General features: G+C 35.1%; 13 protein-coding genes and 1 other annotated feature. Of the genes, 2 read left to right on the forward strand and 11 right to left on the reverse strand.

The window, feature by feature from the left end:
• Positions 1 to 22 precede the first annotated feature (22 nt).
• The 7 genes from ileS to pgeF all read right to left on the reverse strand — a co-directional run bounded on the left by ileS (position 23) and on the right by pgeF (position 7,205).
• Complete coding sequence (ileS, locus tag CWS01_RS18385; RefSeq protein ID WP_101178664.1) at positions 23 to 2,794, reverse strand: isoleucine--tRNA ligase; 2,772 nt, start codon at positions 2,792 to 2,794, stop codon at positions 23 to 25.
• A gap of 139 nt (positions 2,795 to 2,933) precedes the next feature.
• Positions 2,934 to 3,175, reverse strand: a binding site (T-box leader).
• 60 nt (positions 3,176 to 3,235) lie between these two features.
• Complete coding sequence (locus CWS01_RS18390) at positions 3,236 to 3,733, reverse strand: DivIVA domain-containing protein (RefSeq protein ID WP_101178665.1); 498 nt, start codon at positions 3,731 to 3,733, stop codon at positions 3,236 to 3,238.
• Positions 3,734 to 4,051: 318 nt separating this feature from the next.
• Complete coding sequence (locus tag CWS01_RS18395; protein ID WP_101178666.1) at positions 4,052 to 4,822, reverse strand: YlmH family RNA-binding protein; 771 nt, start codon at positions 4,820 to 4,822, stop codon at positions 4,052 to 4,054.
• 116 nt (positions 4,823 to 4,938) lie between these two features.
• Entirely contained in the window at positions 4,939 to 5,202 is a 264-nt protein-coding gene (locus tag CWS01_RS18400) for a YggT family protein (protein ID WP_101178667.1), read from the reverse strand.
• Positions 5,203 to 5,208: 6 nt separating this feature from the next.
• Entirely contained in the window at positions 5,209 to 5,694 is a 486-nt protein-coding gene (locus CWS01_RS18405) for a cell division protein SepF (protein WP_101178668.1), read from the reverse strand.
• A 12-nt stretch (positions 5,695 to 5,706) separates the two neighbouring features.
• Positions 5,707 to 6,384, reverse strand: coding sequence for a YggS family pyridoxal phosphate-dependent enzyme (locus CWS01_RS18410; RefSeq protein WP_101178757.1), 678 nt, complete (start codon positions 6,382 to 6,384; stop codon positions 5,707 to 5,709).
• 8 nt (positions 6,385 to 6,392) lie between these two features.
• Positions 6,393 to 7,205 (reverse strand): peptidoglycan editing factor PgeF, encoded by an 813-nt coding sequence (gene pgeF / locus CWS01_RS18415; RefSeq protein ID WP_101178669.1) that lies wholly within the window; start codon positions 7,203 to 7,205, stop codon positions 6,393 to 6,395.
• A gap of 350 nt (positions 7,206 to 7,555) precedes the next feature.
• Between pgeF and CWS01_RS18420 the strand changes: the two genes are divergently transcribed.
• Complete coding sequence (locus tag CWS01_RS18420) at positions 7,556 to 7,894, forward strand: PadR family transcriptional regulator (RefSeq protein WP_101178670.1); 339 nt, start codon at positions 7,556 to 7,558, stop codon at positions 7,892 to 7,894.
• Positions 7,884 to 8,561 carry a DUF1129 family protein gene (locus CWS01_RS18425; protein WP_101178671.1) on the forward strand — a complete coding sequence of 226 codons (678 nt, stop codon included), beginning with the start codon at positions 7,884 to 7,886 and terminating at the stop codon, positions 8,559 to 8,561. The genes CWS01_RS18420 and CWS01_RS18425 overlap by 11 nt, the downstream gene beginning before the upstream one ends.
• 399 nt (positions 8,562 to 8,960) lie before the next feature.
• Here CWS01_RS18425 and sigG read toward each other — a convergent pair whose 3' ends face one another.
• From sigG to ftsZ, 4 genes are all read right to left on the reverse strand, one after another.
• Complete coding sequence (gene sigG, locus CWS01_RS18430; RefSeq protein ID WP_101178672.1) at positions 8,961 to 9,740, reverse strand: RNA polymerase sporulation sigma factor SigG; 780 nt, start codon at positions 9,738 to 9,740, stop codon at positions 8,961 to 8,963.
• Between the two features lie 150 nt (positions 9,741 to 9,890).
• A complete protein-coding gene (gene sigE, locus CWS01_RS18435; protein WP_101178673.1) occupies positions 9,891 to 10,610 on the reverse strand; it encodes an RNA polymerase sporulation sigma factor SigE in 720 nt (239 codons plus the stop codon).
• A 43-nt stretch (positions 10,611 to 10,653) separates the two neighbouring features.
• Positions 10,654 to 11,589, reverse strand: coding sequence for a sigma-E processing peptidase SpoIIGA (spoIIGA, locus tag CWS01_RS18440; RefSeq protein ID WP_101178674.1), 936 nt, complete (start codon positions 11,587 to 11,589; stop codon positions 10,654 to 10,656).
• A 483-nt stretch (positions 11,590 to 12,072) separates the two neighbouring features.
• Positions 12,073 to 13,251 (reverse strand): cell division protein FtsZ, encoded by a 1,179-nt coding sequence (ftsZ, locus tag CWS01_RS18445; protein WP_101178675.1) that lies wholly within the window; start codon positions 13,249 to 13,251, stop codon positions 12,073 to 12,075.
• Between the last annotated feature and the right edge of the window lie 69 nt (positions 13,252 to 13,320).

Below are 13,320 nucleotides of genomic sequence, written 5' to 3' on the forward strand. Positions count from 1 at the left end.
CCTAAAGCTTTTTTTATTTTTATTAAACTAAATCGCTGTAGCTTTCCTTCACAACAGATGCACAGCGTACACATAATGTTGGATGTTCTTTATCTTCGCCAACATCTGGTGTAACTGTCCAGCATCTTTCACAAGTTTCTCCATCTGCTTTAGAAACGACGATTGCTGCATGTTCCAGCTTTAATGCATTCTCAGGTGCCGCTTTATATTCGCCTGCCACCTCAAAACCTGAAACAATAAATAGTTGTTTTAAATTTTCTTGAATAGAATTAAGCAATACATTTGTATCTTCATTTACATAAAGTGTAATGCTAGCTTGCAACGATTTTCCAATTACTTTTTGATTGCGTGCTTCTTCTAATGCTTTTAATACATCATCACGCAGAAGCATAAATTTATTCCATTTGTCCAATAGCTCTTGATCATTTGAATACTCAGAGACTTTAGGGAAATCTGTTAATTGCACACTTTCTTCTTCAACTGATGTGATATGCTCCCATACTTCATCTGCAGTATGCGGAAGAATTGGTGCAACAAGTTTTGTTAAACTTAACAAACTTTCATATAATACGGTCTGAATCGCTTTTCTTTCTTTATTTTCTGTTGCCTCAATATAAAGAACATCTTTTGAGAAATCTAAATAGAATGCACTTAAATCAAGGGTACAGAAATTGTTGATCGCATGATAAATTGTCGAAAACTCAAATTTATCATAGGATTCTGTAACATTTTTAATCAAATTATTTAGTTTCACCATCATAAATTGATCGACTTCACGCAATTCTTCATACTTTAGTGCATCTTTTTGTGGATTAAAGTCAGAAAGATTTCCTAATAGGAATCGGAATGTATTTCTAATTTTGCGATAGCCTTCTGTTACTTGTTTTAAAATAGCATCAGATACACGAACATCTGCCTGGAAATCAACAGAAGCAACCCATAGACGAAGAATATCTGCACCAAGCTGGTTCATTACTTTTGCAGGCACCATTACATTTCCAAGAGATTTACTCATTTTTCTTCCTTCACCATCTAAAACAAACCCATGACTTAATACGCCTTTATATGGAGCTTTGCCTGTAACCGCAACAGCTGTTGATAATGATGAGTTAAACCACCCGCGATATTGGTCAGAGCCTTCTAGATATAAATCTGCTGGGCGCTGTAATTCTTCTCTTTCTTCCAATACTGATTGATGGGAAGAACCGGAATCAAACCAAACATCCATAATATCTGTTTCTTTTGTAAACTTGCCATTTGGGCTGCCTGGATGTGTAAATCCTTCTGGCAATAACTCATTTGCAGACTTTTCAAACCAAATATTAGATCCGTGTTCTCTAAATAAATTAGAGATATGTTCAATTGTTGCATCTGTAATAATGCTGTCGCCATTTTCCGCATAAAAAACAGGAATTGGGACACCCCATGCGCGCTGTCTGGAAATACACCAGTCTCCTCTATCCCGAACCATATTAAATAGTCTTGTTTCTCCCCATGCAGGTACCCATTTTGTTTCTTTTACTGCATCTAACAAGTCTTTTCTAAAATCTTTGATGGATGCAAACCACTGTGCTGTAGCACGGAAAATAACTGGTTTTTTTGTTCTCCAATCATGTGGATAAGAGTGTGTAATAAACGTTAGTTTTAATAATGCACCAGCATTTTCTAGCGCTTCTGTAATTGGTTTATTTGCTTTATCATAGAATAACCCTTCAAAACCAGGAGCCTCGTTTGTCATTATCCCTTTGTCATCAACAGGACATAATACTTCTAATCCATACTTTTGTCCAACAAGGAAGTCATCTTCCCCATGTCCTGGAGCTGTATGAACACAGCCTGTACCTGCATCTGTTGTAACATGCTCCCCAAGCATTACTAATGATTCACGCTCATACAGCGGGTGAAGAGCCTTAATATTTTCAAGTTCAGATCCTTTTACTTCTTGAACAATCGTTGCTTCTTCAAAGCCGATTTCTGTTTTTACTGTTTCTAATAAATCTTTTGCGACTAAATATTTATTGCCTTTTTCGCTAACCACTACATAGGTTAAATCTGGATGTACAGAAATACCTAGGTTTGCTGGAATTGTCCATGGAGTAGTTGTCCAAATAACAATTTGTACATCCTCACTTAAAACACCTTTTCCTTCTTTCACTTTAAATCCAACATAAATAGAAGGAGACTGTTTATCTTTATATTCAATTTCCGCTTCCGCTAAAGCTGATTCACTTGTTGGGGACCAATATACTGGCTTTTTCCCTTTATAGATATAGCCTTTTTTCGCCATTTCGCCAAACACTTTAATTTGCTGTGCTTCATAAGCAGGCTTTAGTGTAATGTATGGGTTTTCCCAATCAGCGCGCACACCTAAACGTTTAAATTGTTCTCGTTGGCTGTCTATTTGACCTAGCGCATACTCTTCGCAAAGTTTGCGAAATTCTGCAATCGTCATTTCTTTGCGTTTTACACCTTTATTAGTAAGCGCCTGTTCAATTGGCAAACCATGTGTATCCCAACCAGGAACATACGGGGCATTATAGCCTGTCATTGATTTAAAGCGAACGATAAAATCTTTTAAAATTTTATTAAGTGCATGTCCAATATGAATATCTCCATTTGCATACGGTGGTCCATCATGAAGAATATATTTTGGACGGTCCTTTGTATGTTCTTGCACCTTTTGATAAATATTCATTTCATTCCATTTTTCCTGAATTTGCGGTTCCCGATTTGGAAGATTTCCTCTCATCGGAAAAGCCGTTTTTGGCATCAATAATGTATCTTTGTACTCCATTTATCATTTCCTCCTGTTAAGTATATTCATTTTGACTCATGTACGTTTTTTCTTTTTGTCCATATGTAAATCAAAGTAAGTTTCCATCTAATATGGGCTTATTTTTATCAGCAAACAGCAAAAAACCCCCTCATCCCATAAAAGGGACGAGAAGGTTTTGTATAATCCCGCGGTACCACCCTTATAGATAGAAAACATTCTATCCACTTAAAGCATTTTTTAACAGTAATGAACCGCCTTTTCCTAATTGCTAAGTGCTTTCAAAAAAGGAACTCCAGGGTGATTTTCCAATTTGTTTTTCTTATCAGGCTTTCACCATCCCTGATTCGCTTATCAGAAGAAATATCATACAAATTGTACTATCCCTATCAACGTAAACATGAATATATATTTGTTAAAAAATTATAGGCTATAATCCTATCGTTCGTCAAGATATGTTCTTTACTTTGTGGAATTTAATTCTGTCGCATCCAATTCATATTCAAGAAGATGATCCCAATCATCGTTATTTAACATATCTAATTGCGCTTCAATCAGCATTTTAAATCGTGTACGGAAAACTTTTGACTGTTTTTTCAGTTCTTCGATTTCTAAAGCCACTTTGCGCGCTTTTGACAACGATTCATTTACAATGCGATCTGCATTTTTTTCTGATTCTTTAAGAATCAGCTTTGCTTCTTTTTGGGCATTGCGTTTTACTTCTTCTGCAGCTTCTTGCGCTACAACAATGGATTTATTTAAGGTTTCTTCTATATTATTATAATGGCCGATGCGGTCAGTCAATTCATTTAAACGCTCTTCCAAAGCTTTTTTCTCACGGATGATACTTTCATAATCCTTAATAATTTGATCTAAAAACTCATTTACTTCATCTTCATCGTATCCACGAAAACCCTTGCTAAATTCTTTATTATGAATATCTAACGGTGTTAATGGCATGATGCCACCTCCCAAGCATTAATTTCTTTTTAAGTTATGTATCATCTTACAATCAATTCGACAGGATTCATGTAATTCCTGCATTTTTTAGCATTTAGTATTTAAAAAAACAATCTTATCAAATTGGCCTGTTTTTGTTATTGTATCATAGAAAGAATGGAAAATAACTAATGTTTTTTGTTCTGTTAATAAATCTATGTTTTCAAGCTTTACTATCTAGCAAATTTTTGATTATTTTCTGCTAATGATTTATGTGTTATTTCTGAATAACAATTACTTATTTACTGGTAAAACTTTGCTCTCTATTTTCTTAGCATGTTACATCTTGCCGATAACAATACGCCATTTATCTTTTTTTGTTTTCCCTTCAATTGTTTTAATAATAGATCTCCCCTGCCCCCTTACCGACATAAGATCTCCCTCTTCGCATAAAAAAGCAGTATTTTCTACAATAGTAAAATTCACTTTAGCATATCCTTGTTGAATGTATTGCTGTGCTTTTTGCCTGGAAATATTATAGATGCCTGCAATCACTGTGTCTAAACGTAAAGAAGAAACGGTTGTACTTGATTCTATCCAGCTATCTCTTACTTGAATACATGCTTCCCAGTCCTTTTCTTTTAGCTGGACTTTTGCTTTCCCAATGGATTCTAGCTGCAAACTGACATAGTCTTTTATCTCATCACATAAAATCAGCTGGATTTGGTCACCTTCCATTAATATATCACCAAATTTGCTTCTATCCAATCCTAGGGACATCAAACTGCCAAGCACTTGGGGATGTTCAATCGTTACAAATTTTTTAGGATAATCCACTTCCATTAAAAAAGTGTGAAAATCTTTTTCTTCTGGTTCAAAATAATTAGGAAATAATAGTGCTCGTTTGCGTTCTGCCTGCGTATGCCCTCCAAACAATTGATACTTTATCTCCTGATTTTCTCCAATAATCAACTGGAGAATTTTTTGTTCTCTCGGGTCTAAAAAATCGGTTAGTTTTGGCGCATACGCATTTTCTACATAGCTGCGCCAAGAATATACTTGATCAATAAAATCCTTTTCTTCTGGACGAAAATGCTGATATATCGACATATCGAAGCTCCTTGTATTCTTTTTCCTTTACTGCCTGCCATTGTTTCTGGCATAGTCCATTACTCCACAACCTAAAAAAGGGCCTTGATCAGCCCTTTTTTTTGCAAAAACTATCTTTATGCAATCCATCTATATAATTGATAAAGGCCTCCGTTAGCCAGCTGCAAAACAAAAAGCGCTACAATTGGTGAAATATCAATCATTCCAAGAGGAGGAATAATTTTTCTGAATTGCTCTAAATATGGTTCGCAAATGCGGGCTAAAAAGGTTCCGATAGATGTTTCCCTTGCATTAGGTAACCATGACATCAATATAAAAATAATTAATGCATAAGAATAATACTTAATAACATTTTGAAGAATAACAAATAATAGATCCATTAAACGCTACCACCTCGTGTTTTCAAATTCAGTTTCCTGCAGAATTTGCGAGATATTTCCTGATACTTCGACATTATCTGGGGTACATAAGAAAATATCGGTACCTACTTTTTGAATATCTCCGCCAATTGCATAAACCGTTCCACTTAAAAAATCAATAATTCTTTTTCCTTGATCTTTTTCAATGCGCTGCAAATTAACGACTACAGCTCGTCTGTTTTTCAATTGATCCGCAATATCTTGCGCCTCTGCATATACCCTTGGTTCTACTAAAAAGACTTTGGATGATTTTTGCACACTTTGCAGGCTGACAACATTTTGTTTTTGCTGTGCTGATGGCTGATAATTTTGTTGTACTGTATGCTGTTGCTGGGATTGTCCTTGTGGTCGATAATTTTTCACTGGTTCTATTTCCTCTTCATATTTACGTTCTTCCTCATCGTACTCATCTTCTAGAAAAAAGAACGTCTTAATTTTAGATTTCAGACTCATTTATTTAGCCTCCTATTTGTCATTACCTACTAAAGCAGTCCCAATTCTTATCATGGTTGCTCCTTCTTCGATAGCAATTGAATAATCATTTGACATTCCCATAGAAAGCTCTCTACATGGTGCATAATTGAATGATAATTGTTGAATCGTTTGCTGAAGCTCTTTTAATGTTCTAAAACAATTCCGAAGCAGTGTTTCATCTTCTGTAAATGGCGCCATTGTCATTAAACCAACTACTTCAATATTGGTGAACGGAGCTAATTGCTTAATAAAATCCACCACTTCATTTGCTGCTAACCCATGTTTTGATTCTTCTTGCGAAACATTTACTTGTATAAAACATTTTATTTTCTTATTAGCGCGTTTATGTATTTCTTTTGCTAAACTAATTCGATCAAGAGAATGAATATAATCTACATAATCGATGATATTTTTCACTTTTCGCGTTTGCAGCGATCCGATAAAATGCCATACTGGCTTATCTTTTAATGCTTCATATTTTGCAAGAAGCCCTTCTTCACGATTTTCTCCAAGATGAAGGACACCAGCTTCTATTGCTTCTTCTGCTCTTTCTATTGTAACATATTTTGTCACGGCAATTAGAGTAATATCATCTTTTGCCCGATTTACTTTTTCACAAGCTGCTGCTATTTCTTTTTGAATTTCATTTAAATTATCACAAACTAGCATTTGCCCTTTCATCCTCTCCAACCAATAAAACTCATCATTCTCCCCGTTTTGCCATGATCTCTTCGATGAGAAAAAAAGTAGTCTTTATCTTCGCTAGTGCAATAGCCCGTTATTCGAATATATTCTTCCTTTGCACCAGCATCCATTAAAATCTGCCAGTTAAGCTGCTGCAGATTGAGCTGATATTGCCCAGGCGATACCAATTTATACGGTTTTTTCGCCCCTTTGATTATGTTATCCACTTCCCCTATTACTTTACGATCCACCATATAATGTTGCTCTGTAATGGATGGACCAATGACTATTTGCACTTCCTTTGAATCAATGTCATGGGAACGAAACATTTCTATCATCTCTTTGGCAATGCCCAAAACCGTTCCTTTCCAGCCAGCATGTGCGATGCCAACCGCTCCTGTCTGTGGGTGAAAAAAGTATAGCGGTACGCAATCAGCATAACATAATGTTAACAGCACACCTTTTTCTAATGTAAAAAAACCATCTGTATCTGGGACAGCACTTTTATAATTATAGGCGCCTTTTCCCCGATCTGCTTTTGTAATCTTTTTAATAGTAAGTTTGTGCGTCTGCTCCGCACTAACCCAATTATCCATGGGAAAATGCAGTTTATCTGCAAGAATTTGACGATTTTTCCTAACCGTTTCTTCTGCATCATTCACATGAAAAGCAATATTTAAACTTGCTAAATCTTTTTTGCTTAATCCTCCGTTTTTCGTCGAAAATCCTGCTGTCAACTGGGGATGTTTTTCACACCATGATTCAATCGTAAAATATTCTTTATCTTGTAGAATAAATGGTTCCATACTTATAACCTCATCGTTTTTTTATAGTGTACCATATACCACTTAATTTGGTCACAGAAAATCATTTATCTAATCCTTTCTTTCCCACTTTTCTCTAAAAAAACACCTATAGATGCAGCATGGAAATAAAGTTAGATAATTTATAAAAAATTTGATTAATAATCCTGTATTGATATATAGGATTTTTTCTTGTTCAACAAAGGGTCCATTTAATGGAGCAATTAATAAGAGACTTGATTGATTACCAAAAATGGATTATTATAGATAATATAAAGCTATCTTGTTTTGCAAGATAGCTTTATCAAACAAAAGTATCTTGTATTACAAGATACTGATAAGGATGAAAAGTTATGTCTTTTAGAAGTCAATTATTAAAAGGAATTTTAGAAGGATGCATTTTATCAATTATTAATAAAGAAATGGTTTATGGTTATGAATTATCACAAAAGCTTCAACATTTTGGTCTGCATGACGTTAGTGAAGGGTCTATTTATCCTATCTTGCTTCGTCTTCAGAAAGATGGATTAATCAAAGGAGAAATGCGTGCTTCCTCAACAGGACCTAAACGAAAATACTACGAACTTACCAATCTGGGGGAAAAAGCCTTATTGGAGATTCAAGAAGAATGGAAAAATCTTCAGAAACCTGTTGATAGATTGTTGAATAGGAGTGTTGACGATGAACGCTAAAGAGTTGATTCAATTAAACAATAGAAAAAGCAAAGTACTTACAAAAGAAAATGAAGAATATTACGGCAAAATGCTAGTTTATATTCGAACAAGCATAGGGATTTCGGAACAACAATCAGAAGAATTATTAATGGAACTTTTAGATCATATTATTGAGGCACAGAATGAAGGAAGAAGCGCAGAAGATGTGTTTGGAGAGAATCCCTCCGCTTACTGTAATGAAATAATCAAGCAGCTGCCTAAAGAACCAGGGAAAAGCACAGGATTTTTTATAGTTTTTTTATTACTGCAGCTGGCAGGCTTGATAGCCCTAATAAATGGAATAGGAGACGTCCTTATACACTATTTTAAAAATAACAATCAGACAGTTTATATAGGTACAACATTTGTTGCTTTTTTTATACTGGTTGTTATTATTTTTCTCGATGTTTTTCTAATCTTAAAATGGCTGCAACAATCTGTTTACAAAGTATCAAATAAAGTTAAAGATTTTTTCTCCATCTTTTTTATCGTGATCATCTCCCTTTTAGGTATGATTTTTCTACCTAGATTTATTCCTCCCTTTGGATATGCAATTGAAGTTGGAGGCTTCGTATACCTAATATTTGGTGCAGCAACACTCATCATTTCAAAATGGTTAGACCACAAATACCATTTCACAAAATAATGTTTATGAAAATAGCAAAAATGTATGATTTTATTCCACAAAAGAGCACGATTATAGAATATTACAGGTAAAAATAATTAAATTTTTTTATAAAAACAAAGCTTAAAACTGCTCGATAAGAATCCATTTTGATTAGTTTTTTAAATGGATTCTTTTTATTTATCCTAAAATACTGGTTTGTGAGATATTTTTGATCAAACTTTATTCTAAAACAAGAGGAGAAGGATTTGTTTTCACTTTTTCTAATGAAGACAAAGTTAGCAAGCCTACACTTTTCTACGAGAGCTACAAGGAAATAACCATGAAAATCGACAATCAAAATCTGTATAGGTATATTCATTTGAACATGAAAAGGGGCATCCAATAGCCGAAAAACGACTTATGATATGCCCCAAGCAATCAGCTTTGAATATTCTTATTCATTTGTTTAATAGCAGCTTTTTCTAGTCTTGAAACTTGTGCTTGTGATATTCCAATTTCATCTGCCACTTCCATTTGTGTTTTCCCTTGAAAGAACCTTTTTCTTAAAATGAGCTTTTCACGGTCATTCAGCCGTCTCATGCCCTCTTTTAAAGCAAGCTCTTCTACCCATTGAATATCCTTATTTTTCTCATCGCTTAACTGATCCATCACATAGATTGGGTCCCCCCCATCATTATAAATAGGCTCAAATAGCGAAACAGGATCCTGAATAGCATCTAAGGCAAACACAATATCCTCATGGGGAATATCTAATTCTTTCGCTATCTCTTCTGCTGTCGGTTCTTTGGATGTTTTGCTCATAAGCCGCTCTCTTACTTGCAGTGCTTTATAAGCGATATCGCGAAGAGACCTGGATACTCTTATTGGATTATTGTCGCGCAAGTAACGGCGTATTTCTCCAATAATCATCGGGACAGCGTAGGTGGAAAACTTTACGTTTTGACTTAAATCAAAATTATCAATAGATTTCATAAGACCAATACAACCAACTTGAAATAAGTCATCTACAAATTCGCCTCTATTGTTAAATCGTTGAATAACACTTAAGACAAGGCGTAGATTTCCATTCACTAGACTTTCTCTAGCGGTTATATTTCCTTGATGCATTTGCTTGAAGAGTTCTCTCATTTCTTCGTTTTTTAACACTGGAAGCTTTGATGTATCCACACCGCAAATTTCTACTTTATTTCGAGTCAATCTATTTCCCTCCTCATAGGAGCTGCTGTACAAAAAACAGTATTTCCTTGAGAAGGAAAAATATGCATAATGAAATTGCCATTATTTTCATTTCATAAAATTACCCCTGTTCATCTCTTATAGAACAAGGGTTTTTTCAACTAAAAATTTTTACACCATTTTATTAAATTCCTTTTGTAATCTTTTAATGATTCTTTTTTCCAATCTGGATATATAGGATTGAGAAATCCCTAACATATCTGCCACATCTTTCTGTGTTTTTTCTTCTCCGGTGCCTAAACCAAAACGCAATTCCATAATCTGCTTCTCTCGTTTAGACAGTTGCTGCAATGCTTTCACTAATAATTTTTTATCGACACTAGCATCCAAATCTTTTGTAATAATATCATCTTCTGTACCCATTACATCGGACAATAGAAGTTCATTTCCATCCCAGTCGATATTTAATGGCTCATCAAAGGATACTTCTGAACGAGTTTTATTATTTCTTCTTAAATACATAAGAATTTCATTTTCAATGCACCTCGAAGCGTATGTAGCAAGCTTTATTTTTTTTTCAGGGTTAAAGGTATTCACCGCCTTAATTAAGCCAATTGTGCCAATGCTTATTAAGTCTTCGATATTAATTCCCGTATTCTCAAACTTCCTTGCAATATAAACGACAAGGCGTAGATTTCGTTCAATTAGAATAGACCTTGCTGCTTCGTCTCCTTTTGGCAGCTTTTCTAATAGCTTTTCTTCTTCTTCTTTGCTTAATGGAGGGGGCAGTGCTTCACTTCCTCCAATATAAAAAACTTCATCTGATTTTAGCCCTAATTTTATTAGTAATTTATACCAATAATAAGTTAATCGAAGCATAAATTTTTTCATCATTATCCTCCTTCTAAAAGATGATTTTTACGAGTATACTATATTAACTGACTAATTCACTTTGTAAGATTTTCTTACCTGTTAACATTTTAGGATGGACGATGCAATCAAAGGAGTTATCAGATGATAATGGCTGCTTTGTAAAGGAAATAAGCCCTTTTTCTACAACTATCAGTTCACCCTCTCTTTCAATCAAAAGTTCTTCCGGTTTTACCGCAATAATTAATTGGTGTTCCTTTCCTACTACTTTATATGGAATAATGCGCATTTTACTTTCCCACTCCTCTGATACTTTTTCCGTTCCATAAATGACTGCTTCAGCATTTTCTGTCAGCATCAGCAAGTCATTAGGAATATCTGCGATAATTTTATGGAGAGAAACAAACATAACCGGGACTCTTGAGATAGGATCATATACTTGATTTCCACTATCCACTAATCCTCTAATAGAAAATTTCTTATTGCCTAGTCGAAACGAAACTTGGACCATTTGATCATACTTTATTTTAGTCATTTCAATACTTTCCACATTTCGTTTCGAAAAATGCCAAGCAAGGGGAAAGCCTAACATCACAAAAAACCAGCTGATAGGATCACCAAATCCCTTTACACTTGCAAGCAAAACAGAGGAAGACATTTCAAAGTCAAATTGAACAAAATAATGAGCACCAATTAACGTGCCGCCAATTAAAAATGTTGCAAAATAAAAAGTCATTAGTCCACTAAAAAAATAACGGAATTTTTTATAGCCGAATACCGTTAAAATCATGACAACCGAAAAAAGCAATTTAGAAATAGGGTGACTTGTATAGACGGAGAACGGGGTGATCGCAAATAAAATGATAAGACTTCCAATAAGACCCCCAATCGATACACGCCACAATGGAACCTGTCTTTTTAAAACAATGGCTGTTAAGTAGAGCAGCAGACTGTCAAACAAAAAATTTAATAGCCATATTACATCTAGATAAATGGCCACACCTCCTTAAGCCTCCCCTCGTAAAAATCAAACTCTATTAATCTGTTACGAAAAAGTATAACCTACATCCCCTATGAAAGTGTGTCACTTCCTGTAATCAAAAAAGCAGAAATTTTCACTATTGTTCATGGATTTTGTCAACATTTATCGTTCTCACAAATATTTAAGTACTACTGATGAATTGTCGAGTTATTAAAGTAGGGATAAGTTGCTAGAGGAAAATTAATAAAGAGAAACTTTAATCAGTTTCTCTCCACCTAGATTTCTTATTTTCTCTCCTAATCTTGAGGTGAGGTCAAAAGTCGATTAATGAGGAATAAAAGAGGTTTATGTTTTATTTTATTACGTCTTTAATTAATGAGGGGTGCTTTTTTTTTAAAAAAGTCTAAACACTAAATTATTTCCACCGATACTTCCCAGGTTATAAAAAAGCAAGAAAAGAGGCTTTCTTTAAAGAAAGCCTCTTTTCTTAAAACTCTTGCATTATCTGCGGCGGTTTCTATTGCGAAGAAATGTTGGTATATCCAAAGTTTCTTCCCCTTGCGGCATAGGATCACGACGTGGAGCAGATTCTTTTGTAGAAGCATGCTGTTGCTGTGTTTCTTCTCTTTTTGTTTCTCTTTCCCTTGTATTAGGTGCAGGTGTACTATTAGTATTTGTAGGCTTTACTCCGCCAAATGATGGTCTTTGTGTGGAAGTAGGGATTACTTCCTGATTAAAGCCTGTTGCAATAACAGTAACAACAATTTCGTCTTTTAAATCTTCATTAATAACAGAACCGAAAATCATGTTAACTTCTTGATCAGAAGCAGATGCAACGATATCGGCAGCTTCTTGCACTTCATATAAACTTAAGTTTGTGCCACCAGTTATATTCATTAATACTCCTTGTGCACCATCAATTGATTTTTCTAATAATGGAGAAGAAATAGCTTTTTTTGCTGCTTCTGCGGCGCGGTTTTCTCCACCAGCGACCCCAATTCCCATTAATGCTGACCCTTTATTTGCCATAATTGTTTTTACATCAGCAAAATCCAAGTTAATTAATCCAGGTGTAGCAATTAAATCTGAGATACCTTGCACACCTTGTCGCAGCACATTATCTGCTTCTCTAAATGCTTCAAGCATCGGTGTGCTCTTATCTACGATTTCAAGCAAACGGTCATTTGGTATTACAATCAGTGTATCTACCGCTTCTTTCATAGAAGAAATTCCGCCAGAAGCTTGTGTCGAACGTTTTCTTCCTTCAAAAGTGAATGGCCTTGTTACTACACCTACCGTCAATGCTCCTAAGTCTCTTGCAATTTGTGCAATAACTGGTGCAGCACCAGTACCTGTTCCGCCGCCCATACCGGCAGTAACAAATACCATGTCTGCTCCTTTAAGAGCTTCTTCAATTTGTTCTTTGCTTTCTTCTGCAGCCTTTTTTCCCACTTCTGGATTGGCGCCAGCACCAAGTCCTCTTGTTAATTTGCCGCCAATTTGCATTCTTGTTTCAGCTTTTGATAGATTCAAGGCTTGAGCATCTGTATTAACTGCGATAAACTCCACTCCTTGAACACCATGTTCAATCATTCGGTTAACCGCATTGTTTCCGCCGCCGCCAACCCCTATAACTTTTATTGTCGCTAACGTATCTATATTTGTATCAAATTCTAACATGACAAATCCTCCTAATTCGTCGATATTCTGCAGTATCGAACTGTCCGCCTCTTCTAGGTATTAATATTA

The organism is Niallia nealsonii, from assembly GCF_002835805.1.
Classification (GTDB): Bacteria; Bacillota; Bacilli; order Bacillales; family Cytobacillaceae; genus Niallia; species Niallia nealsonii.